Here is a 23,130-nt window from a genome sequence, read left to right on the forward strand (position 1 = left end):
TCACATGCCCCAACGGGCGCGCAGCCGCCGGCTCAGCGCGTCGCCGTCCGGGCCGCCGGTGGGGAAGTCCGGTGTGGGCTCGGTCGTCGGCGGGGTCGGGGTCGGGAAGGTGGGGGTGGGCGGCCCGGTGGTCGGGGTGGTCGGCGGGCCGGTGGTCGGGGCGGGCCGCGTCGGGGAGGCGGACGGCTCGGGGGAGGGCGGGGCGGAGTCGCTGGGGGACGGCGATTCGCTGTCGGACGGTTCCTCCGTCGGTGAGGGCTCGGCGCCGTCCGCGAGCTGGAGGTCGAAGTCGTGGACGGGGCGGCCGCGCAGGGCGGCCGCGGTGTAGTCGGCCCAGATCTGGGCGGGGAAGTCGCCGCCGTTGACCCGGTCCAGGCCCGCCGCGCCGTACAGCGGCTCCTGGGCGGCGGTCTCCGGGTGCTGGCCGAGGACGGCGACGACGGTGGCGAGGTCGGGGGTGTAGCCGGCGAACCAGGCCGCCTTGTCCTGCTCGGCGGTGCCGGTCTTGCCGGCGGCGGGCCGACCGGCGGCCCGGGCGGCGGTGCCGGTGCCGCCGTCGACGACGCTGCGCAGGATGGAGGTGGTGGTGTCGGCTGCCTCGCGCGGGATGGCCGTGGTCGTCTCGCGGTCGGGCAGGTCGATCTCCTCGTCGCTCTTGGTGATCTTGTTGATGAGGGTGTAGGGGCGGCGTTCGCCGTGCCGGGCGAGGGTGGTGTACGCCTGGGTCATGTCCAGGACGCTGGGGGTGGCGGTGCCCAGGGCGATGGCGCCGCGGGAGGCGGCGAGGCCGGGGGCGTCGGCGGGGATGCCCAGGTCGACGGCGGTGTCCTTGACCTTGTCCGGGCCGACGTCGATGCCCATCTGGGCGTAGACGGCGTTGACGGATTTGTCGGTGGCCTCGGAGACGGTGATCGGCCCGTAGGAGCGGTCGTCCTCGTTGGCGGGCGCGAATCCGGTGGCGTGGCCGTGGTCGACGGTCATCCGCTTGTTGTCGCCGTCGTAGACGGTGTTCGGGGTGATGGGGTCGCCGTCCTGGGTGGTGGCCCGGTGCTGCACGGCGGAGGCGAAGACGAGCGGCTTGAAGGTGGAACCGACCTGGTAGTCGCGGCGGGTGGCGCTGTTGACGTACTGCCTGGCGTAGTCGATGCCGCCGTAGAGGGCGACGACCCGGCCGGTGCGGACGTCGATGGAGGCGCCGCCGGCGCGGACGTAGCCGTCGGGGGTGCGGGAGTCGTCGAGCCGGTCCATCAGGCGGGTGTCGACCGCGTGCACGAAGGCGTTCTGGCGCCGTCTGTTGAGGGTGGTGGTGATGCGGTAGCCGCCGGCGCGCAGGGTGTCCTCGTCGAGGATGTGGTGGTCGGTGAGGTAGTCCTTGACCGCTTCGACGAGGTAGCCGCGCTGGCCGGTCAGTCCGGGCGAGGTGCGGGCGGGCCGGGGCACCGGGAAGCGCATCGCGGCGCGTGCGCCGGGGCTGAGCCACTTCTGCTTGACCATGCCGTCCAGGACGTAGTTCCAGCGGGCCAGGGCGCGCGGGGTGTTGGCGGGGTGGGCGGTGACGTCGTAGACGCTGGGGGCGTTGAGGAGCGCGGCGAGGTAGGCGCCCTGGGCGGTGGTCAGGTCGGCCGAGTCGATGCCGTAGTAGGCGCGGGCCGCGGCCTGGATGCCGTAGGCGTTGCGGCCGTAGTAGCTGGAGTTGAGGTAGCCCTCGAGGATGTTGTCCTTGCTGACCCGGCGGTCCAGCTTGACGGCGATGAAGAACTCCTTGGCCTTGCGGGTGAGGGTCTGTTCCTGGCCGAGGTAGTAGTTCTTGACGTACTGCTGGGTGATGGTGGAGCCGGACTGCTTGCCCTTGCCGGTGAGGGTGTTCCAGGCGGCCCGCAGCATGGCGGCCGGGTCGACGGCGGACTCGGAGTAGAAGTCGCGGTCCTCGGCGGCGAGCACGGCCTGCTGGACGGACCGGGGCACCTGGGCGAGCGTCACGTTCTGCCGGTTGACGTCACCGTCGCGGGCCAGTTCGGAGCCGTCGGAGTACAGGTAGACGTTGCTCTGGGCCTTGGCGGCGCTGTTGGCGGGCGGGATGTCGACGAGCAGGTAGCCGGCGATCAGCGCGCCGATGACGAGCAGCGAGAACCCCAGCACGGTGCCGAGCACCGTGCGCCAGCTGGGCAGTGCCCGCCGCCAGACTGTGCGATGTCCGCTCATGTCGGTATGGACTCCTCGGCCTCCGCCGAGGGTTGTACCGCGGCGGAACGGTCTCGTGTCGGGGGATGTGCACCGTACGCCGGAAAAGCACCTGTTGCCCGTGGAGAAACTTTCGCATCATGCGTCCCGTTCAGCGGGGGTGGCACGCACCCGGTACCGCCACCGGACCGGCCGAATGGCGCCCATGGCTCACCCGGACGGGTGGTAATTCGATGGTGCCCGCCGGGCCCACGACTTAGGCTCCGGTGCTTCGCCGTCCGGACGGAACAGCAGCCGGACGGGGCGGAATCCGAACGGGTGACGAGAACGGGCCGGGTGAGCGTGCGTGTGGTGCGTGGCGGTGGCGGCCGGCAGCTTCCGGCGGTACGCCACCTATCGGGTCGCGACGGCGGCCGGGGTGTTCACCAACACCGTCTTCGGCTTCATCGTGGCGTACACCTTCATCGCCCTGTGGGCCGAGCGGCCGCATCTGGGCGGCTACGGCCAGGCGCAGGCGCTGACCTTCGTGTGGATCGCGCAGGCGCTGCTGGCGGCGGCGGCACTGATGGGCGGCGGCGGCCTGGAGGAGCTGCAGGAGCGGATCCGCACCGGCGACGTCGCGGTGGACCTGTACCGGCCGGCGGACCTGCAGCTGTGGTGGCTGGCCGCGGACCTGGGCCGGGCCGGGATGCAGCTGATCGGCCGCGGGGTGGTGCCGATGGCGGTGGGCGCGCTGGTCTTCCCGCTGGCGCTGCCCGGGGACGTGCTGACCTGGGGCTGGTTCCTGCTGTCGGTGCTGCTGGGGATCGTGGTCTCCTTCGGGCTGCGCTATCTGGTGGCGCTGGCGTCGTTCTGGCTGCTGGACGGCTCGGGACTGTCCCTGATCAGCGGGCTGGCCTGCCTGTTCTTCTCCGGGATGCTGCTGCCGCTGCGGGTCTTCCCCGGCGGTTTCGGGGAGGTGGCCCAGCTGCTGCCGTGGGCGGCGGTCCTGCAGGTTCCGGCCGATGTGCTGATCGGCGTGCGCACCGGCGGCGCGCTGCTGCGCGGGCTGGTGTTCCAGGCGGCGTGGGGCGCGGCGCTGCTGGCGCTGGGCCGGCTGGTGCAGTCCGCGGCGAGCCGCAGGGTGGTGGTGCACGGTGGCTGACCACGACTCCCGGCCCGCGGCGGCCCGGGAGGGGCGGCGGACGGCCGCGGCCCAGGGCATGTACGCGTACGGGCTGATCGTGCGGATGTGGGTGCGCTCGACCCTCGCCTACCGGGCCTCGTTCGTGATGATGGCGGTCGGCAACTTCGCCGCCTGCGCACTGGACTTCGTCGCGATCCTGCTGATGTTCACGCAGATCGACGCGCTCGGCGGCTTCACGCTGCCCGAAGTCGCTTTCCTGTACGGCACGTCCGGGCTGTCGCTGGGCCTCGCCGACCTGCTGCTGGGCAGCATGGACCGGCTGGGCCGGCGGGTCCGCGACGGCACCCTCGACGTCCTGCTGCTGCGCCCCGCCCCGGTGTTCGCCCAGGTCGCCGCCGACCGGTTCGCGCTGCGCCGGCTGGGCCGGATCTCCCAGGCGCTGCTGGTGCTCGGCTGGTCGGTGACCCGGCTCGACGTGGACTGGACGGTGGGGCGGACGCTGCTGGTGGTGCTGATGGCCGTCTGCGGTACGGCCATCTTCGGGGCGGTCTTCACCACCGGCGCCGCCTTCCAGTTCTGGGCGCAGGACGCGGCCGAGGTGCAGAACTCCTTCACCTACGGCGGCAACGCCCTGCTGCAGTACCCGCCGACGGTGTTCGCCAAGGACCTGGTGCGCGGCGTCACCTTCGTCGTCCCGCTGGCCTTCGTCAACTGGCTGCCCGCACTGCGCCTGCTGGGCCGCCCCGACCCGCTCGGCCTGCCCGGCTGGGTGGACTTCCTCGGCCCCGCCGTGGCCGCGCTGATGTGCGCGGGCGCGGCACTGGCCTGGCGGTACGGCCTGCGCGGCTACCGCAGCACCGGAAGCTGACGGCATGTCGGCCCGGTCCCGTACGACCCCCGACTCCCCGAAAGGATGGCGCTGATGACGGCCTTCGACGACACCGGCGGCCCGGAGCCGCTGATCGACGTCCGCGGCATCGAGAAGGTCTTCTCGGTACGGCGCAAGGCGGGCCGGCTGCGCCGGGTGCGCGAGGAGGTGCGGGCCGTCGACGGCATCACCTTCCAGGTGCCGCGCGGCGAGATGGTCGGCTACATCGGCCCGAACGGCGCGGGCAAGTCCACCACCATCAAGATGCTGACCGGCATCCTGGTGCCCAGCGGCGGTACGCTGCGGATCGCCGGGATCGACCCCGCGCGCGAACGGACCCGGCTCGCCCGCCGGATCGGCGTGGTCTTCGGCCAGCGCACCACCCTGTGGTGGGACCTGCCGCTCGCGGACTCCTACGAGCTGGTGCGCCGGATGTACCGGATCCCCGACGCCGTCTACCGCGCCAACCTGGCGCGCTGCGTCGAACTGCTCGACCTGGCCCCGCTGCTGGCGGTACCCGTGCGGCAGCTCTCCCTCGGGCAGCGGATGCGCGGCGACATCGCGGCGGCCCTGCTGCACGACCCGGAGGTGCTCTACCTCGACGAGCCCACCATCGGGCTGGACGTCGTCAGCAAGGCGAAGGTGCGGGAGTTCGTCCGCGAGGTGAACGCCGAGCGGGGCACCACGGTCCTGCTCACCACCCACGACCTGACGGACATCGAGCAGCTGTGCCGCCGGGTGATGGTCATCGACCACGGCCGGCTGGTCTACGACGGCGCACTGGACGGGCTGCGCGCGGCGGCCGACGGCGAACGCACCCTCGTGGTCGACCTGGAACGCGAACTGCCGCCCATCGAGGGCGTTCCCGGTGCCCGTACGGTCCGGGTCGAGGGCCCCCGGCAGTGGCTGGTGTTCCCGGCGGCGCAGAGCGCCGCGCCGCTGGTCACCGCGGTCGCCGAACGCTATCCGCTGGTGGATCTGTCGCTGCGCGAGCCGGACGTCGAGTCGCTGATCGCCGAGCTGTACGCCCGCGGCGCGACCCGCGCGGAGCCCGGCCGCACCCCGGACGGCCAGGGCGCGCCGGCCTAGGCAGGAAGACGGGACGGGAGCACGGGAGCACGGGAGGACGGGGGGGACCGGAGGACGGGAGGGGTGCGTACCGGCCCGCCGCCCGCCGTTGCCCCATACGCTGTCCGTATGACTGACGACCTCCCGGCGCCGCGGGCCGCCGCCGCCGAGTTGCGTGCCTCCGACGCCGACCGCGACCGGGTCGCCGAGATCCTGCGGGACGCCCTCGCGGAGGGGCGGCTGGAGATGGCGGAGTTCGACGAACGGCTGGAAGCGGCCTATCTGGCCCGTACGTACGGGGAGTTGGCGCCGCTCACCGCCGACCTGCCGGCCGCGCCGGCATCCGCCCCCGCGGCGCCGGCCCCCGTGTCGCTGCACAAGGACACCGCCGCGGTGGGCTCCTGGGCCGGCCGGATCGTCGACGACGCCCGCGGCTCGACGGCGGGCCTGGCGGTCATGGGCGGCTTCCAGCGCAAGGGCCGCTGGACGATCGGCCGCCGCTTCACCGCGGTCTGCTTCATGGCCGGCGGGGAGATCGATCTGCGCGAGGCCGACTTCGCCGCCTCGGAGGTCGTGATCGACTGCTGGGCCTTCATGGGCGGCGTGAACGTCATCGTCCCGCCGGGTGTCGAGGTCGACGTACGGGGACTGGGCATCATGGGCGGCTTCGACTCCCGTGAGGACGGCGTTCCCGGCGACCCCGGCGCACCGCGGGTGATCGTCCGGGGCCTGGCCCTGATGGGCGGCGTCGGCGTCGAGCGCAAACTGCCCACCTCCGAGAAGCGCCGCCTGAAGGAGGAGCGCCGCCGCCTGAAGGCCGAGGAACGCGCCCGCCGCAAGGAACTCGGCTGACGCCGGCGGCGGAACGCGGCGGAAGGGCGCCCGGCGGGAAGGGCGCCCGGTGGGGAGGTGACCACCCGGGCGGCCGAACGGGTCCGCGGTGGTGCGGCGGAGGTCAGAGCGACGCCGGGGCGGACTGCCGCAGGAGGTCGAGGTCGACCGTGTGGGCCATGGCGCGGTAGCCCTCGTCGCTCGGATGGAGGTGGTCGCCGGAGTCGTAGACGGGGCGCAGGCGGACCGGGGCGGCGGGGTCGCGGAGGGCCTTGTCGAAGTCGACGACCTCGTCGTAGACCGCGCCGGAGCGGATGATGCGGTTGACCCGTTCGCGGACCGAGTTCAGCTGGGCGGAGTAACCGCGGTGTCCGCCGAACGGCGTAAGGGTGGAGCCGGTGACGCGCAGGCCGCGGGCGTGCGCCTCCCGGACGATCTGCCGCATGCCCGCGACGATCTTCTGCGGGTCGAGCTGGCGCGGTGACTTGAACAGGTCGTTCAGGCCGATCTCGACGATCACCGCCTTCACGCCGGTGCGGGAGAGCGCGTCGCGGTCGAGGCGGGAGAGCACGCTGGGGCCGTTGTTGGGCGAGAAGCGGCTGCCGTTGACCAGCAGGCGGTTGCCGCTGATGCCCTGGTTGAGGACGCCGTAGCGGGGCGCGCCGGGCTCGTTGCGCAGCCGGGCGGCCAGGAAGTCCGTCCAGCGGTGGTTGGCGCCGGCCGTGGAGGTGATGCCGTCGGTGATCGAGTCGCCGATGGCGACCACCGAGCCCTGCGCCTCGGTGCTCCACACGTCCACCCCGGTCAGATAGCGCCAGTAGGGGCTCTGCTCGGTGTAGGCGGCGCCGGTGCCGTCCTCGGCGCGGTCGCCGCGCGCCAGGTAGGAGGTCTGCCGGGCGTACGGGTGGTAGGTGGCCGGGCCGGACGGGGACGGGGAGTACGTGGTGACCAGGAGGTCCGCGTCGGCGGGGACCTTCAGCCGGGTCGGGTCGCTGGTGACCGCGCCGCCCGCCGGGATGGTCACCGCGGGCTTGCCGCCGAAGGACAGCCGGCGCATCGTGCCGTCCGCGGCGGTGGGGTCGCTGGGGGCCGCGGCCAGGGCCACCGAGGCGTGGCTGACCACCAGCGGCCGGGTGCCGTAGAGGTTGGAGAGCTGGATGCGGACGCCGGCGCCGCCGACGCTGGTGTGCACCACGTTGCGTATCGACATCCCGGCGTAGCCGTCCAGGGTGCCGGGCTCGGCCGCCGCCGCGGCCGCCGACCAGGTGCCGACCCACTGCCCGGAGACCGCCGGTGCGGCGGGGTCGCGCGGTTTGTGCGGGGAGCTGTCCGGCCCGCCGTCCTCGCCGCCGAAGCCGGCGAATATCGCGGCCGAGATCAGCACCACCACTGCCGCCAGGACGGCGAGCAGGGCGTAACCCACACTTTTCTTCATGCGGGAGGGGTCTCCTGGGGAAAGCGGAGCTCCAGGCTCCGGGCGGGCAAGGGCAGCGGGTGGGCAGCGGCACCGTTGGCGTCCGGTCGGTCTCCCATGATCCCACGGACCTCCTGGGAGCCGCCCGGCACCCCGTTCGGTGCCGCCCCCGGCGGTTGCCGGGAACTCGTGGTTGGCTCCAGGAGTAGGTCACAGTGGGACATACGGCCGGACCGGTGGCCGGACCCGCGGCGCAGCATAGGCCGTAGGAGTGGTGGGGGGCACGGTGGGAGCGGTGGAGCGGATGGAACGCACGAGAACGGACAGGGCGTCGGCGGGGGACGCGTCCCCGGTGCCGGACGCGGCGCCGCGCGGCCCGGTGGCGCCGGCCGGCGGCTTCGTCTACGGTGCCGCCGACGAGGAGCGGCGGCACGCCGTACGCCGGATGAAGACGCTGGCCACCGGCCTGCTGCTGGCCGTCGCGCTGGTCTACGCCCTGGCGACGTGGGCCGGCCGCGCGGGGGCGGGCGGCTGGACCGGGTTCGTCGCCGCGGCCGCGGAGGCCGGCATGGTCGGTGCGCTGGCCGACTGGTTCGCGGTCACCGCACTGTTCAAACGGCCCATGGGACTACCGATCCCGCACACCGCCATCATCCCCACGAAAAAGGATCAACTCGGACAGAGTCTGGGGGATTTCGTCGGTGAGAACTTCCTCTCCGCCGACGTCGTCCGCCGCCGGCTGCGGTCCGTGGGCATCGGCCGCCGCCTCGGCGGCTGGCTCGCCGAGCCGCGCAACGCGGACCGGGTCACCGCCGAACTCTCCACCGCGCTGCGCGGCGCGCTGACCGTACTGCGCGACTCCGACGTCCAGGCGGTGGTCGGCGAGGCGATCACCCGCCGCGCGGACGCTCAGGAGATCGCGCCCGGCCTCGGCACCATGCTGGAGAAGGTCGTCGCCGAGGGCGGCCACCGGCGGGTGGTGGACCTGGTCGTCGCCCGCGCCCACGACTGGCTGGTCGAACACGGCGACTCCGTCATGGCGGCCGTCTCCGGCGGCGCCCCCGGATGGACGCCCCGGTTCGTCGACCGCAAGGTGGGCGACCGGGTCTACAAGGAACTGCTGCGCTTCGTCACCGAGATGCGGGACATGCCCGAGCACCCCGCGCGCGGCGCCATCGACCGCTTCCTGGCGGACTTCGCGGACGACCTGCAGACCGACCCGGACACCAGGACCCGGGTCGAGCACCTGAAGTCCGAGGTCCTCGGGCGCGGCGAGGTCCAGGACCTGATCGCCTCCGCCTGGGGCGCGGTCCGCGCGATGATCGTCGCCGCCGCGGAGGACGAACGCAGCGAACTCCGCCTCCGGGTACGGGCCGCGCTGCTGTCCCTGGGCCGCCGGCTGTCCGACGAGGACCGGCTGCAGAACAAGGTGGACGGCTGGCTGGAGGGCGCGGCGGTCTACATCGTGACGACGTACCAGCGCGAGATCACGTCCCTGATCACCGACACGGTGGCCGGCTGGGACGCCGCCCACACCTCCCGCAAGATCGAGGCCCACATCGGCCGCGACCTCCAGTTCATCCGCATCAACGGCACGGTGGTGGGGGCGCTGGCGGGGCTGGCCATCTATACGGTGTCGCGTGCGCTTGGCTGACTTCCCACGTACCCGTCTGTCCCGCCGTTCCGCTGCGCTTTGCGGCGCCGCGCACGTAGCTGTCTGTCCCGCCGCGGGGCTCGCTCGCCGTTGCGCTTTGCGGCGCCGCGTACGTGGCTGTCTGCGGCGCGGCGGGTCGTCTCGCCGTTGCGCCTGCGGCGGGCTGGGTTTGTGTCGGGTGCGGTGACGGGCCTCCGGGGCCGGGGTGTGGGACTGCTGACGCTTTACGTCCCACACCCCGGCCCCTCCGGCCCGTCCCCTCCCGTTGGGGGAGGGGGAATGCGGTGCGTGGGGGCGGGCGTTGAGGCATGCAAGGGGGCCTGGGTACCCCTACGGGATGCTCGAACAGAACCCGTAAGGGTCGCGAGGCCCCCTGCAGGGCCTCAACGCAACGGGCTGGGGCGGTATTCCTCACACCCCCAACGCGAGGCACACCCGGAACGACGACGCTCACCCCCACCGGCCTTCCACCCCCACTCCCGGGAGGGGACAGACCGGAGGACGAAGTCTGTAGGGCTGTCACCGCACCCGAAAACACCACGCCCGCCGCCAGGCGCAACGGCGAGCAATCCCGACGGCGGGACGGCCAAGTACGTACGCGGCGCCGCAAAGCGCAGCGCCCCGCGGCGGGAAAGCCAGCTACGTGGGAGGCGCCGCAAAGCGCAGCGCCCCGCGGCGGGACAGCCAAGTACGTGGGAAGAAAGCCAAGCGCAGCGGAACGCCTACTCTCGACCCGTGGGAAACCGTTCGAGAAACCGACCCGGGCTGCTGTGGTTGCTGCTGCCCTATGTCCTCTTCCTCGTGGTGCTGCCGGTGGCCAACCGGGTGGCGCCGACCGTACTGGGGCTGCCGTTCCTGTTCTTCTGGATGCTGGTGGCGACGCTCGCCACCCCGCCGGCCGTGTGGCTGGCGCGGCGGGGTGAGCGGGCGCGGGGACGCGACCGGGAGGGGGCGTGAACGACACCATGAACGCGACCGTTTCCACGGCACTGTTCGGTGGATTCATGGTCGTCACCGTCGTGCTCGGGCTGCTGGCGGTCCGGGGCCGGGGCTCCGGCGGTGGGCTCGCCGAGTGGTCGGTGGGCGGCCGCAGTCTCGGGACCGTGTTCATCTGGGTGCTGATGGCCGGCGAGAGTTACACCAGCTTCAGTTATCTCGGTGCGGCCGGCTGGGGGTACAACTTCGGTGCGCCGGTGCTGTATGTGGTGGCCTATATGTCCTGCGGCTATGCGCTGGGGTACGTGGTCGGGCCGATGCTGTGGGGCTACGCCCGCCGGCACGGCCTGGTCGGGATCACCGATATCGTCGCCCACCGCTACCGGCGGCCCTGGCTGGGGGCCGCGGTGGCCGTTCTCGCGACGGTGTGCCTGCTGCCGTACATCCAGCTGCAGATCACCGGCATGGGCGTGGTCGTCTCGACCATCTCGTACGGGACGATCAGCCTCAACTGGGCCTATTTTCTCGGGTTCGCGGTGACCTGCGGGTTCGTCGTGGTCAGCGGGCTGCGGGGCAGTGCCTGGGTGTCGGTGCTCAAGGACGTCCTGGTCATCGGCACCCTGGGGTTTCTGGTGGTGTACGTGCCGTTGCACTACTTCGGGGGGTACGGGGAGTTCCTGCACCGGGTCACCGCGGAGAAGGCGGAGTGGCTGACGTTTCCGGGGCACGCCTCGGGCGGGCTGGGGCAGGTCTGGTTCGTCACCACCACCGTCGTCAACTCCCTCACGGTGGTGATCTTCCCGACGACCGTGGCCGGCTACCTCGGTGCCCGCAACGCCGAGGCGCTGCGCCGCAACGCGATGTACCTGCCCTTCTACAACGTGCTGTTGTTCGTGCCGATGCTGCTGGGGCTGGCGGCGCTGTTCGTGGTGCCGGGGCTGACCGGCGCGGACTCCAATCTGGCGTTGTTCAAGCTGGTGGTGGACTCCCTTCCGGCCTGGGCCGTGGGCCTGATCGGGGTGGCCGCTGCACTCTCCTCCATCGTGCCGATGGCCGTGTTCATGCTGGTCATCGGCACGATGTGGGGGAGGAGCGTGCTGGGTGCGGTACCGCGCCTGGCCACCCGGCAGAAGCTGTGGTCGCAGGTGGTCGTGGTGGTGGCGGGTGCGCTGGCCCTGGTGCTCACGTACACCGCCCCGAACACCCTGGTCCGGCTGTCGCTGATCTCGTACGAGGGCATGGCGCAGCTCGTGCCGATGTTGCTGCTGGGGCTGGTGTGGCGGCGGCTGACGTGGCTCGCCGCGGTGAGCGGTCTGGTGGCGGGGTTCGCTCTGGTCTGTGTCCTGGTCTTCGGGGGACACGACCCGGTGTGGGGGATGAACGCGGGGCTGGTCGGGCTCGCGGTGAATCTGGCGGTGGCGCTGACGGTCACCTGGCTGGGGCCGCGGGAGGCGGACGACCGGCCGGACGCCGAGGTGCTGGCGGGGGAGGACGAGTTCCCGGAGGGGGAGGCCGAACCGGTCAGGGCGTCGTCGTGAGCTTCTTGCCGTCCTTGGAGACCGCGAACCACAGGCCCATCTTGCCCTGGCCGTTGATGTCACCGGGCTGCTTGTCGCCGGTGAAGGTGTAGACGGGCCAGCAGTCGACGGCCAGTTGGCGGATGCCGTCGGGGCGGGTGACGGTGGAGATGAGCTTGGGGGCGATGCCCTTCAGCTTGGAGCGGTCGGCGGGCTTGGCGGGCTTCCAGGTGTCCAGGCAGGCGTCGTTGCAGCCGAACTTCATCGGCCAGGCGCTGTCCTTGTTGAAGCGGTAGAGGGTCATGCCGTTGCCGTCGACGAGGATCTGGCCGAGCTCGGGCTGGTTGAGCACCGAGACGTCCGCGGCTTCCTGGGCGACCGCCTTCTTGCCCTCGGCGGTCAGCGCGTTCCAGGTGCCGCCGACGCCCTGGCCCTTGGTGTCGCCGGCCTTGGTGTCCTTGGCGTAGCGGTAGGCGGGCCAGCCGCCGATGGTCAGCTGTTTGGTGCCGTCGGCGCGGGTGACCGAGCCCAGGGCGCTCTTGGCGATGCCCGCGGGGGCCGAGGAGCCGTCGGCCGGCACCGGGGGCCAGGTGGTGGCGCAGGAGCCGGAGCAGTTGGACTTCGGCGGCTCGGCGGTGTCCTTGTCGAAGCGGTAGAGCGTCATGCCCTTGGAGTCGGTGACGATCGGGCCGAGCTTGGCGTCCTGGTGCAGCGCCAGCGTGCCGGCGCTCGGGCCGGTCGCCGCGGGCTTGCCGCTGTCCCCGCCGGCCTGGCCGCCGTACGGGTCGCTGCCCTGCCCGGAGCCGGAGGAGCCGTAGCCGTATGCGCTGCTTCCCTGGCCGGCGGGCTGGACGTTGTCGGTGGTGGTGCCGGCGCTCTGGTTGTCGCTGCTGCCGCAGGCGGCGGTGAGCGCCAGGGTGGCGACCGCAGCGGCCGCGAGTCCCGCACGACGTCGAGTGATCATGGTGTCTCCAATGCCGTTGGGCGAAGTCGATGGGTTCAGGTGGTGCGTTTGCTTGCCGGTCGGTTGCCGTCGCACGGGGATACGGCACCCGGGGGGCCCGGCGTTCAGGCCGCGCGAAGTTTTTCTCCGGCGGCCAAAAACCGTGCCGGAGCGGTCAGTTGCCGCCCTGGACCCGCAGGGCGAGGGCCGGGCAGCGGCGTACCGCGAGCTGCGCCCGGCGCCGCATCCGGGCCGGCAGCGGCATGCTGGCCCGCTCCGGGTAGCCGTCCGGGCCGAGCTTGATGACGCCCGGCACGACGTCCGCGCACAGGCCGTGGCCGCGGCACAGCGTCCAGTCGACCAGCAGCCGTTCCTGCGGCGGGGCGGCCGGCTTGGCCTGGGCGGGTATCGGGGCGGGCAGGGCGGCGGGCGGTGGCCGGTGCCCGGTGACCGGCAGCGCTCCGGTCACCGGGCGGCCGCACCCGAACCCCCGCGCATGGCGCTCGAACTCCTCGGGGAAGGCGGCGAGGGCCGAGGCCACGAACCGCGCGGTGCCGTCCGGGTGGCTGCATGCGCCGCGCTTCTCGACCGCCCGCATGCGGCCCTGCACGGCTTCCAGGGCGGCCTCGCCGCCGCCCCGTACGGCCAGGTCGAGCTGGTCGGCGAGGGCCGGCAGGCCCAGGACGCACGGGCCGCACTGCCCGGCGGACTCGGCGGCCATCCACTGCGCGACCCGTACCGTCTCCCCGGCCGGGCAGGTGTCGTACGGCAGCGGCAGCACCGCGCCCGCGCCCAGGACGGCGCCGCACTCGGCCAGCGCGTCGCGGGACAGCGTCACGGTCTGCGCGTCCGTGGGGGAGACGAACGTGCCGTGGTAGCCGCCGATCAGCACGCCCTGCCCCTGGTCCATCCCGCACAGTGCCAGGACCCGGGCCAGCGGCACCCCGTAGGGGACCTCCACCACCCGGTTGCCGGCGACGGTCAGGAGCAGGGTGCCCGGTTCCGTGGGCAGGCCCGCGGTCCGGTAGCCGAGGGCGCCGAGCCGGGCCGCGACGGCGAGCTGGGCGTAGGTCTCGGTGTTCGACAGCAGCGTCGGCACCCCGTTCAGCCCGCGTTCGCTGGAGCGGATCTTGCGGCCCGAGGGCAGTCCGGGGCCGCCGCCCAGCCCGTTGGTCATCGCGCTGCCCTCGCCGGTGACGAACCGCTCGGTCAGCAGGGTGACCCGTAAGGCCGGCCGCACCGGGCCCCGTTCGGCGATCGCCCGCCGCACCGAGTCCTCCACGTCCGTACGGGTCACCCCCAGGGCGACCTCCTGGGCGCCGAGCGCGTCGGCGGCCAGCAGCGCGCCGTCCAGCACCAGGTGCGGGGCGTGCAGCAGCAGCGCGGTGTCCTTGAGGCAACTGGGCTCGCCCTCGCTGCCGTTGACGACCACCGCGGCCTTGCCCTCGGCGCGCCGCATCCCGTCCAGCACCGCGGACACCTTGCGGGCGAACGGGAAGCCGGCGCCCCCGCGGCCGCGCAGGTCGATGTCCTCGGCGAGCGCCACCAGTTCCTGCGCGGTGAGCTGCGGCAGGCTGCCGTGCCGGGCCAGATGCGCCACCCGGTCCATGCGCGGAATCTCGTCGAGCCCGGCCAGCAGCCGGGGCGGGCCGAACGACGCCAGCGTCGGTACGGGCTCCGGCGCGGGCAGCGCCGGCAGCAGACGGGTCGGGGCGGGGGCGGTCATGGCAGGTCTCCTGAGTTCGTGCGTGCATCGCGCAGCCGCAGGGCCAGCCGTACGGCCACCGCGGCGAGACAGACGGCGTATCCGGCCAGGGCCCAACCGGCCGCGGCGCGGCCCGACTTCAGGCCGTGCACCAGTGCCAGTCCCCACGCCAGGTAGGCGCTCATGTGCAGCGCACGCCACCAGCGGGAGGCCGCGATGCCGGTGAACGCGCCGCGCACCGCGCCGGTCACCGCGACGGCGACGAACACGTAGGCGGCGAGCGTGCCCAGGCCGATGAGGACCGGGCGGGCGCCGTCGGTGAAGGGCACCGCGGCGGACACCGTGCCGGTGTGGCCCTCGGCGACCTTGACCCAGATGTGCAGGCCGAGAAAGCCGAGTCCGGCGACGCCGGTGCCGCGGTGGACGGCCTGGGCGAGCAGCCGGTGGCCGGTCTGCAGCACCATGCGGTCGGTGGCCGCGAGGCCCCACAGCACCGTCACCGACAGCGAGACCAGCGCGAGGACGCCCGCGCCGAAATCGAGGAAGCGCATCAGGGTGTCCATCGCGCCGGAGTGCAGGGTGACGGCGATGAAGAGCAGCAGCGCGGCCGGAAGTGCGGGGCGCAGCAGGGCGGTCGGGGCGGGGCCGCCGGGCGTACGGCGGCCCGGCGGCCCGGGTTCCTTGGGTGGCCGCCGGGCGCGTGTGCGGTCCGGCGAGGGCCGGGCGCGGTGTGCTGCCCGGCGGCTCTGGCGGGTCTGCAAACGCGGTGCGGACATCGGACCTCCCGGTGTCGGGGCACGGGTGCGGGACGCGAATTCCGGTGAAATTCCGTCGGCGGGGTATTTGCCCGAAGCTATTGCGGGGCTTTTGTGCAGGTGACCCCCGGTAACACTGAACATTCCGTAACCGGGTGGATACACAGGGCCGTAAACCGGATGTGCAAAAGCATCTACGAGCGCGTTCAGGCTTTCGTAAGGTTTATCGCGCTGTGACAAATTCCTGCAGCGGCGTCGCGGTCGCGCCGGGGGACTCCGGATGATGCCCAGTCAGGCGCACGGGGGCGCCCTTCCCCAGTCCAACCCCCCATCCCCGCCAGGATCGAGGTAGCTGATGTGTGATCTCCTGAACCGCATCTGGTCGCGTCCCCGAGGTGAGTGGACCCGGGTAGTCAGAAATGCACTCCCGGGACTCGCCGAGGACGTCGTCGCGGAGTTGCAACGCGGATTTCCCGCATTGGCGGCACTTCTCGGCGATACCCCCGTGGAAGACGCGCAATGGGCCCTGGAACAGGCGCTGCTGACAGTTCTGGGTTACCAAAAAGAGTCGGAAAGTAAACGTCCGGCCGTGCCATCGGTGGTCACGCCGATGCCGGTCGCCCGGGCCCGCCAGGACCTCTTCGAGGTGCTCGCCGGTCAACGCGAGACCCCCGAGGAGGGGTTGGGTGACCTGGCCCGCGCGGCCGGCTGGCCGGTCCCGGACACCCTCCAGGCCGTCGTCCTCGCCACCCCCGCCGAGGCGCCCCAACTCGCCGCCGCACTGGGCCACGCACTCATCGGCACGGTCGACGGCTACACCTGTCTCTTCGTCCCCGACCCGGCCACCCAGACCCGGGCCCGGCTGGAGGCGGCGCTCAAGGGCCGTCCCGCCGCGGTCGGCCACTCCGTACCCTCGACGGACACCGCCTCCTCCCTCCGCTGGGCCCGCTACCTGCTCACGCTGGGCCCCGGCCGGGTCGGGCCGGAGTCCCGCCCGGCCTTCGTCGACGACCACCTCTCCGCCCTGCTGCTCCTCCAGGACGAGTCCCTCGCTGATGCCCTGACCTCCCGCTGGCTCGGCCCCCTGGAGGAATTGACTCCCCGCCAGAGCGAACGTCTGGAAGTCACCCTGCTCGCCTGGCTGGAGGGCGGCGGCGCCCCGGAGGCGGCGAAACTGCTGCATGTCCACCCGCAGACGGTCCGTTACCGCCTCCGCCAGATCGAGAAGCTCTTCGGTCCGGTCCTCCGTGACCCCCGCACCCGCTTCGAACTCGAAATGGCGCTCCGCAGCCGCCGCCTGATGGCCCACGTCCGCTCCTACCGGGCCCGCGCCGGCCGCCGCGCCCGCGCCGTCGCCTCCTCGATACGGCCCCTGGGCATGGCCCGGGAGGCCCGGGTGAACGGCCTCTGACCCTCGCTGTTCCCTCGTGACCGCACCCTTCGGCCCACCGCCCCGTCCCCCACCAGGGGGCGGGGCGGTGGGCCGCTGTGCGGGGGGTCAGTCCCGCCCCGCCCCGGTGAAGATGCGGTCCAGGTGGTGGTGGAGGACCGTGGTGGCCGAGTCGGGGGTGCGGTGGCCGACCAGGATGCTGGTGCCCAGGCCGGCGGAGAGGGCGAGGAGGCTGCTCGCCTCCAGGCGGGGATCCAGGCCGGGGGCGGTGAGGCCGGCCGCGGACGCCTGGCGGAGCAGGTCGGTCAGGGCGTCCTCGGCGGCGGCGGGCCGCTGGAGGAACGGCTGGGCGGCGAGGGTCGGTTCGGTCACCGAGAGCACCGCGTACGAGGTGTAGACGAGGTGGAAGGTGCGGCTCTCCTCATCGGTGGGGAGGGACGCCAGGAGGAGGGACTCCACGGTGCCGCGCGGTCCGGGGGCGGCGTCGGCGGACCGTGCCCGGGCGGTGACGCGTTCGCCGAAGCGGACGGCGAGGTGCTCGAGTCCGTACAGCAGCAGCTTCTCCTTGGTCTCGAAGTAGTACTGCACCAGCCGCAGGGAGACGCCGGCCTCCGCCGCGACGTCCCGCATGCCGACGGCGTGCAGACCGCGCCGTCCGGCGACCCGGACGAGGGCCTCGGCGATCTGGGTGCGCCGCTCTGCGTGGTCCACGCGTTTGGGCATGGGGCGGGTCTCCGCTCGTCGTTCCGGTCACCGGCCCGGAGGTCCGGAGGGCACTTTTGATGATACCGCTGTACCAACATCGTGGTACGGTCGTATCACGAAAACAGACCCCTGGAGGTGACCGTGTCCCCGTCCACCACCCGTAGCCGGGCCGATATCGGCCGCTATGTGAACGACGCCCTGCGCGACCGCTACTTCGCGGCCTGTGATGCGGTCCATGCCCTCGGTGCCCCCATCCGTGAAGAGCTGGACGTGGAGACGTCCTACGGGACGACCCACGTCTACCGTTACGGCCCCGCGGACCCGGCGGCGGCGCAGCGCACCCCCGTCGTCCTGATGCACGGATCGGGCAGCTGCTCCGCCATGTGGTACCCGAACACCCCCGCGCTCAGCGCCGAACGGACGGTCTACGCGATCGACACCCCGGGCGATCCGGGCCGCAGCGTGCACCGCGCACCCATGTGGCGGCCCGAGGACGCCGCGCAGTGGCTGGACGAGACGCTGGCCGCCCTCGGCCTGGACCGGGTGCACCTGGTCGGTTCCTCGTACGGCGGATGGCTGGTCCTGAACCAGGTGCACCGCGCGCCCGGCCGGCTCGCCTCGGTCACACCGCTGGACCCGGGCGGTCTGGAGAAGGTGGGGCTGCGCTTCTTCGTCTGGATCTTCATCAGCCTCTTCGCGACCTCCGCGCCGCGGGCACTGCGTCCCGCGCTGGCGAAGTGGCTGGAGCAGCCGGTGCTGATCGTGCCGGAACTGCGCGCGATGATCAGGGCGGGTGTGCGGGCCTTCCGCATCCGCCGCCCGGCCCCGCTGCCGCTGTCCGACGACGCACTCCGCACCATCCGCACCCCGCTGTACCTGGTGCTCGGCAAGCGGAGCCTGCTGCTGCACCCGAAGCGGCAGGTCGAGCGGGTGCCGCGGCTGATCCCCGGAGCCCGCGCCGAGATCGTCTCCGCCACCGGTCACGGACCGCAGATCGACCACGCCGACCTGGTCAACGAGCGGATGCTGGCGTTCATGGACTCCGTGGACCTCGCGGACGACCAGAGGAACGCGTCTCCTAGCATGGCGGGATGAGCGACGACACATCCGACGACAGCGGTCCCGACGGCGCCGGGGGCGGTGGGTCCTCGCGCGGGGGGACCCTGCCGTCGTGGGACACGCTCGTCCGCGCGGCGCGGTGGGAGACGCTGGCGATCCTGCTGCTGCTGATCGTGCTGGCATTCGTCTTCGCCTGAGGGCGGCCGGCCACGTGCGAGGGCCCCGGGGCGGACAGCCGCCCCGGGGCCCTGGTGCGTCAGCGGATCAGCGCATCAGCGGCATTCACGGCCGCTGTTGATGCAGGAGACCGCCTTGTTCATCAAGTCGTCCGACATCACGTTGATGAAGTCGCCGTGGTCGGTGACGGGTTTGTGCAGCTGCTCGGGGAAGCTGTCGACGGCGAAGCTGTTGCCCTGCGGGACGTCGTAGGTGATCCGCTCGACCAGTTGCGGGATCGCCCGGAAGTTGTTGGGGCAGTTGCCGTTCTGGTCGGAGAACGCCACGTGGTCGCGGTGGTTGCCGCTGTCGATGTCGCGGCCGTCCCAGCAGTTCTGGAACGCGAAGGTGCGCACGACCTGCGAACCGTTGGGGCACAGCGGGTACTTGTCCTTGAGCTGGCGGTCCTCGAAACCGGTGCAGGACCAGGAGGCGTTGGCGTTCTTCGTGCCGTTGGTGAACGCCTTCGCGTCGCCGGTGATGATGCGCAGGAAGCGGGGCATGGCCTGGACCTGGCCGGCCTGGCTGCCGCGGTAGGTGAGGGTCACCGTGGCCGGGGTGATCACCGAGCCGACGTTGGCGTCCTGGGCGGCCCCCGGCTTCTGTTCGGCGTTCCCGTCGAGCTTGCGCAGCACCGGCCAGTAGTAGGTGGACTGGTCGCCGTTGGTGCAGGTGGTGTCGGAGGCGGCGAGGGAATCGTTGTTGGAGAAGGCGTCGGTGGTCTTGTTGCCGACGTAGTCGTGGGTGTGGTGGGCGCCGTTGCTGACGCCCGGCGTGACGATGACGTTGTCGGGGTTGAAGTGGCCCTCCTCGTTGCGGCCGCACTCGGTGGTGAACGTGCCGGTCGTGGCGTTGCCGCCGCGGGGCGCGGCGAACGGCGGGCCACCGGCGTTCGGCTGGACGGCGGTGATGTCGACGAAGTCGTCGGGGGAGGGCCCGCCGGGCCGGCCCTGCTGCTGGCCACCGTTCTGGCCCTGCTGCTGACCCGGGTCCTGGGACTGCTGCTGACCGCCGTCCTGACCCGGCTGCTGGCTCTGCTGCCGGCCGCCGTCCTGGGGCTGGGGCTGCTGCCCCTGGTACCAGCCGTCCCGGGTGGACTTCGTCGAGTCGAAGCCGCCGGTGCCCGCCCCCTCGTCGGCGGGCTTCATGGTGCAGCCGCTCATCTTCCACAGGTACGACGGCCGCTTGGCGTCCCGGGCGATGGCGGTCATCATCGTGCTGATGGTCCGCTGCCGCTGCTGCTTGAGCTGGGTGAGGACGGTGCTGCCGCTGCCCTCCATCATCCGGTGGTAGGCGTCGTGCACCTGCCGGTCGAGCGTGGCCAGGCCCTTGGAGACCTGCAGCTGGGCGCTGTGCGGGACCTGGCGGAGCCGTATCCCCACGTCCGGACAGGAGATCGTGCTGGCCAGGACGGTGTGCTGGTGGCCGGCTGCCGGCTGTGAGTCGGAGCTGCCGGCCAGTGCCGTGGTCGCGACCGCTGCGAGGCCGCCGCCGCCCAGCAGGAGCGCGGCCGCGGCGACCAGCATTCTGTTCGTCAGGCGGGAGCGTTTATGGGACTGCTGGCGCTGCTGCCGTGGGCGGTGCCCTTGCCGTTGCGTCATGAGATCACTTCGCTTCGTCCGGTGTGAGGGGTGGGGTGGATGCGCCTGGGGGTGGGCCTTGGGGGTGGGCCGGCCGGCGTACGCCCCGGCTGCCGTCCGCCGCGGCCGGGTACGGCCCGCCGCTGGACGGCTCAGCTGCTGTGCAGGGTGTTGAAGTCGACCTGGCCGGTGTTCTCCAGGACCGTGATGTGGTCCAGCACGGTGGAGTTGGCCTTGTTCGCCAGCGAGCGCACCATCGTGTTCTTCGTCTGGTCACGGACCATCGCGATCAGCCCGAAGACCTTGCCGTGCGACCGGCGCAGCAGCTCGGCGAAGAGGCGCGGGTACTCGGCGTCCGAGGCGGAGTTCAACTGCCCCAGCCAGCCCTGCTGTTCGGCGGTGGGCTGGTTGGGCAGCGGGATGCCCAGGGCCCGCCCGGCCTCCACCGACCGCCGGTCCAGCTCGGTGTGGCCGGCCACGAGGTGGTCGCCCGCGGTACGCACCGCCGCCGTCCTGCCGCGTTCCTGGGCCTGCCGGCCCGCGGGCATCTCCCACAGCCCGGCCAGCCTGACCTTGCGTACGAAGTCCCGGTCCATCGGGGTCAGCGGGCCGAAACGGGTGTTGACCGTGCCGCCGCCGTCATCGTCGTACGAGACCGTGTTCGTCGCCGCCGACGCGCTCTCCCCGAAGAGCTGCACGGGCAGCAGCAGCGCCGCGAGCGTGGCCACGAGCGCGGCGACCACCAGTCCCGTGGCGATGGACCGCCCGGATGCTGCGGAATTGCTGAGGATCGACCGCACGGAGCGCCTCCCGGTTCGTCCCTACGGGAATGGACTGGAATGCCACCGGACGCTAGGCCGCGCACCGGGTCCGTGGACGCGGGTTCTCACCCCTGGACAAATTACGGCCGGGCCCGCCGCGACACTGCTACGGTGCCGCGGGCGGGCCCGGCCACGAGCCGGTGCGCGAACGGGCAGACGTGTGCCCGGCGCGCGGGCAGCACCGTGCTCACCGCCCACCGCCGGGGACCGCGTCCTTCAGCCTGCGTCCCTTCAGCGTGTGTCCGTCACCTGCGTTCCTTCAGCCTGCGTCCTTCAGCGCGCGTCCTTCAACGTGCGTACAGGCCCGTCGCCGCCCACCGGCGGCGCTCCTTGCGGGTCTCCGGCTCCTGGCGCTCGCCCTGGGCGTACAGGGCGTCGATCTCCGCCGCGTAGGCCCGTACGATCGCCGCCCGGCGCAGCTTCATCGAGGGCGTCACCAGGCCGGCCTGCTGGCTGAACTCGCCCGGCAGGATGCGGAAGGCGCGGATCGACTCGGCGCGGGACACCGAGGCGTTGGCGCGCGCCACGGCCCGCCGGACCTCCGCCTGCAACTGCTCCTCCGGTGACGGCCCCGACGCCGCACCGCCGCCCGTACCGCCCTCCTCCGGCTCGCCGCGCAGCTTCCGCCACTGCGCCAGCGCCTCCGGATCGAGGGTGATCAGCGCCGTCACGTACGGCCGGTTGTCGCCGACGACCACGCACTGCGAGATCAGCGGATGGGCACACAGCCGGTGCTCCAGCCCCTGCGGAGCAACGCTCTTGCCGTTGCTGGTGATGATGATGTCCTTCTTGCGGCCGGTGATGACCAGATAGCCGTCCTCGTCCAGGTGCCCGAGGTCGCCGGTGGGCAGCCAGCCGTCGTACAGCCCGCTGCCGGGACCGTGACTGCTGCCGGGGGACGGGCCGTTGCCCGGCCCTGCGCCGCGCCGGTGCCTGCCGTTCGGCCCGGACCCGGCACCGGCGCCGGTCACGCCGCTGCCGCTCCCGCCTCCGCCCCCGTCGCCCTCCTCGTCGTCCAGATAGCCCGCGAACACCACCGGCCCGCGCACCCACACCTCGCCGTCCAGCGCCAGATGGATCGCGCTGCCGGGCAGCGGGAGGCCCACCGTCCCGAAGCGGACCCGGCCCGGCGGCTGGGCGGTGATCGCACCGCTGGTCTCCGTCAGACCGTAACCGTCGTAGACCGTGATGCCGATGCCGGCGAAGAGCAGCCCCAGCTCCCGCAGCAGGGGCGAACCGCCGGACACCGCGGTGCGCACCCGACCGCCCAGCAGGGCCCGGATACGGGAGTACACCAGCCGTTCGTAGAGCGCGTGCCGGGCCCGCAGGAACGGATCGGGACCGCGCCCGGTGCCCCGGGCCTCCGCGGCCTGCGCCTCCGCGTACCGCACCGCGACGGTCATCGCCGCGTCGAACATCCGCCGCCGGCCCGCCCGTTCGGCGGCGAGCCGGGCGCGGGCGCAGATCTTCTCGAAGACGTGCGGCACCGCGAACAGGAACGTCGGCCGGAACGACGCGAGGGCGGGCAGCAGCTCCTCCGAGGACGGGTCGGGCTGATGGGCGAGCTTGACCCCGCCGCGCAGACACGCGACCTGCACCACGAGCCCGTAGACGTGCGCGAACGGCAGGAACGCCAGCAGGGAGGGGCGTTCGCCGGGCGGGGCCAGCAGCCCGCCCCAGCCCGCGTAGAGGGTGTCGCACTCGGCGGCGAGATTGGCGTGCGTGATGACGCAGCCGCGCGGGCGCCCGGTGGTGCCCGAGGTGTGCACGATCGCCGCGGTCGAACCGGGCGTGACGGCATGCCGCAGACGGTGCACATCGGCCTCGGTCAGCCGGGTGCCCTCCTCCATCAGCCGCTGCACACAGTCCAGGTCCAGCTGCCACAGCCGGCGCAGCCGGGAGCGCGCGTCGCACGCCTCCGCCACGGTCATGGCGTGCGCCTCGTGCTCGACGACGATCGCGGTGACCTTCGCCCCGTTGAGGATGCAGCGGAGCTGCTCGGCCGACGCGGTCGGATAGACCGGCACCAGCTCCCCGCCGATCGCCCACAGCGCATAGCTGAACAGCGTCCACTCGTAACGGGTCCGGGACATCAGCGCGACCCGCGCCCCGGGCCGGATCCCGTCCGCCAACAGCCCCCTGGCCAGGGCCATCACCTCGTCACGGAATTCCCCGGCGGTCACCTCCAGCCAGCCGTCCGGCGCCCGGTCGTCGCGCCGCGCCAGCTGGGCGAAGTCCGGCTGGTGCGCGGCGGTGTCGAAGACGGAGTCGGCGAGGCCGCCGGTCCGCAGCACAGCCGCCAGGGCCGGAACGCTGATGTCGCGCACAGCACCTCCTAGGTGTTCCCCCTTGGTCCCCGGT

Annotated in this window: 19 protein-coding genes; 10 read left to right on the forward strand and 9 right to left on the reverse strand. The window is 72.6% G+C overall.

All coding sequences use genetic code 11. From position 1 onward, the window contains the following. Positions 1 to 2,202: a transglycosylase domain-containing protein gene (locus tag ACZ7MX_RS24270; protein ID WP_472135276.1), complete on the reverse strand. Its 2,202-nt coding sequence runs from the start codon at positions 2,200 to 2,202 to the stop codon at positions 1 to 3. 325 nt (positions 2,203 to 2,527) lie between these two features. Between ACZ7MX_RS24270 and ACZ7MX_RS24275 the strand changes: the two genes are divergently transcribed. The 4 genes from ACZ7MX_RS24275 (at position 2,528) to ACZ7MX_RS24290 (ending at position 6,095) form a co-directional block, all read left to right on the forward strand. Beyond that, the gene (locus tag ACZ7MX_RS24275) at positions 2,528 to 3,325 is read left to right on the forward strand and encodes an ABC transporter permease (RefSeq protein ID WP_472135278.1); all 798 of its coding nucleotides are present in this window, start codon (positions 2,528 to 2,530) and stop codon (positions 3,323 to 3,325) included. A gap of 58 nt (positions 3,326 to 3,383) precedes the next feature. After that, positions 3,384 to 4,175 (forward strand): ABC transporter permease, encoded by a 792-nt coding sequence (locus ACZ7MX_RS24280; protein ID WP_472135475.1) that lies wholly within the window; start codon positions 3,384 to 3,386, stop codon positions 4,173 to 4,175. A gap of 54 nt (positions 4,176 to 4,229) precedes the next feature. Then, a complete protein-coding gene (locus tag ACZ7MX_RS24285; RefSeq protein WP_472135280.1) occupies positions 4,230 to 5,264 on the forward strand; it encodes an ABC transporter ATP-binding protein in 1,035 nt (344 codons plus the stop codon). Positions 5,265 to 5,372: 108 nt separating this feature from the next. After that, positions 5,373 to 6,095 (forward strand): DUF1707 SHOCT-like domain-containing protein, encoded by a 723-nt coding sequence (locus tag ACZ7MX_RS24290; RefSeq protein WP_472135282.1) that lies wholly within the window; start codon positions 5,373 to 5,375, stop codon positions 6,093 to 6,095. Positions 6,096 to 6,198: 103 nt separating this feature from the next. Here the strand turns inward: ACZ7MX_RS24290 and ACZ7MX_RS24295 are convergent, their stop codons facing one another. Next, positions 6,199 to 7,509 carry an SGNH/GDSL hydrolase family protein gene (locus ACZ7MX_RS24295; protein WP_472135284.1) on the reverse strand — a complete coding sequence of 437 codons (1,311 nt, stop codon included), beginning with the start codon at positions 7,507 to 7,509 and terminating at the stop codon, positions 6,199 to 6,201. Between the two features lie 283 nt (positions 7,510 to 7,792). Between ACZ7MX_RS24295 and ACZ7MX_RS24300 the strand changes: the two genes are divergently transcribed. From ACZ7MX_RS24300 to ACZ7MX_RS24310, 3 genes are all read left to right on the forward strand, one after another. Continuing rightward, a complete protein-coding gene (locus tag ACZ7MX_RS24300) occupies positions 7,793 to 9,142 on the forward strand; it encodes a DUF445 domain-containing protein (RefSeq protein WP_472135286.1) in 1,350 nt (449 codons plus the stop codon). Positions 9,143 to 9,877: 735 nt separating this feature from the next. Next, a complete protein-coding gene (locus ACZ7MX_RS24305) occupies positions 9,878 to 10,099 on the forward strand; it encodes a DUF3311 domain-containing protein (protein WP_472135288.1) in 222 nt (73 codons plus the stop codon). An 8-nt stretch (positions 10,100 to 10,107) separates the two neighbouring features. Next, complete coding sequence (locus tag ACZ7MX_RS24310; protein WP_472135476.1) at positions 10,108 to 11,616, forward strand: sodium:solute symporter family protein; 1,509 nt, start codon at positions 10,108 to 10,110, stop codon at positions 11,614 to 11,616. On the opposite strand, the gene ACZ7MX_RS24315 is transcribed toward ACZ7MX_RS24310, so the two are convergent. The 3 genes from ACZ7MX_RS24315 to ACZ7MX_RS24325 form a co-directional block, all read right to left on the reverse strand. Continuing rightward, positions 11,600 to 12,559 (reverse strand): SCO0930 family lipoprotein, encoded by a 960-nt coding sequence (locus ACZ7MX_RS24315; protein WP_472135290.1) that lies wholly within the window; start codon positions 12,557 to 12,559, stop codon positions 11,600 to 11,602. The two genes, ACZ7MX_RS24310 and ACZ7MX_RS24315, sit on opposite strands and share 17 nt — an antisense overlap. Positions 12,560 to 12,713: 154 nt before the next feature. Then, positions 12,714 to 14,264, reverse strand: coding sequence for an NADH-ubiquinone oxidoreductase-F iron-sulfur binding region domain-containing protein (locus ACZ7MX_RS24320; RefSeq protein WP_472135292.1), 1,551 nt, complete (start codon positions 14,262 to 14,264; stop codon positions 12,714 to 12,716). Beyond that, entirely contained in the window at positions 14,261 to 15,019 is a 759-nt protein-coding gene (locus ACZ7MX_RS24325) for a hypothetical protein (protein WP_472135294.1), read from the reverse strand. The genes ACZ7MX_RS24320 and ACZ7MX_RS24325 overlap by 4 nt, the downstream gene beginning before the upstream one ends. A gap of 568 nt (positions 15,020 to 15,587) precedes the next feature. On the opposite strand from ACZ7MX_RS24325, the gene ACZ7MX_RS24330 reads away from it, so the two are divergent. Then, a complete protein-coding gene (locus ACZ7MX_RS24330; protein ID WP_472135295.1) occupies positions 15,588 to 16,409 on the forward strand; it encodes a PucR family transcriptional regulator in 822 nt (273 codons plus the stop codon). Between the two features lie 87 nt (positions 16,410 to 16,496). Here the strand turns inward: ACZ7MX_RS24330 and ACZ7MX_RS24335 are convergent, their stop codons facing one another. Next, on the reverse strand, positions 16,497 to 17,111 hold the full coding sequence (locus ACZ7MX_RS24335) for a TetR/AcrR family transcriptional regulator (protein ID WP_472135296.1): 615 nt from the start codon (positions 17,109 to 17,111) through the stop codon (positions 16,497 to 16,499). Between the two features lie 117 nt (positions 17,112 to 17,228). On the opposite strand from ACZ7MX_RS24335, the gene ACZ7MX_RS24340 reads away from it, so the two are divergent. Both ACZ7MX_RS24340 and ACZ7MX_RS24345 read left to right on the forward strand, forming a co-directional pair. Further along, positions 17,229 to 18,188, forward strand: coding sequence for an alpha/beta fold hydrolase (locus ACZ7MX_RS24340; RefSeq protein ID WP_472135298.1), 960 nt, complete (start codon positions 17,229 to 17,231; stop codon positions 18,186 to 18,188). Next, positions 18,185 to 18,349, forward strand: coding sequence for a hypothetical protein (locus ACZ7MX_RS24345; protein WP_472135299.1), 165 nt, complete (start codon positions 18,185 to 18,187; stop codon positions 18,347 to 18,349). Before ACZ7MX_RS24340 ends, ACZ7MX_RS24345 begins: the two co-directional genes overlap by 4 nt. Positions 18,350 to 18,424: 75 nt before the next feature. On the opposite strand, the gene ACZ7MX_RS24350 is transcribed toward ACZ7MX_RS24345, so the two are convergent. The 3 genes from ACZ7MX_RS24350 to ACZ7MX_RS24360 form a co-directional block, all read right to left on the reverse strand. Next, positions 18,425 to 19,894 carry a DUF1996 domain-containing protein gene (locus ACZ7MX_RS24350; RefSeq protein WP_472135477.1) on the reverse strand — a complete coding sequence of 490 codons (1,470 nt, stop codon included), beginning with the start codon at positions 19,892 to 19,894 and terminating at the stop codon, positions 18,425 to 18,427. A 206-nt stretch (positions 19,895 to 20,100) separates the two neighbouring features. Continuing rightward, positions 20,101 to 20,748 (reverse strand): DUF4142 domain-containing protein, encoded by a 648-nt coding sequence (locus tag ACZ7MX_RS24355; protein ID WP_472135300.1) that lies wholly within the window; start codon positions 20,746 to 20,748, stop codon positions 20,101 to 20,103. 308 nt (positions 20,749 to 21,056) lie between these two features. Continuing rightward, positions 21,057 to 23,096 (reverse strand): AMP-dependent synthetase/ligase, encoded by a 2,040-nt coding sequence (locus ACZ7MX_RS24360; protein WP_472135302.1) that lies wholly within the window; start codon positions 23,094 to 23,096, stop codon positions 21,057 to 21,059. Between the last annotated feature and the right edge of the window lie 34 nt (positions 23,097 to 23,130).

This window comes from Streptomyces sp. NPDC107765, assembly GCF_055657085.1.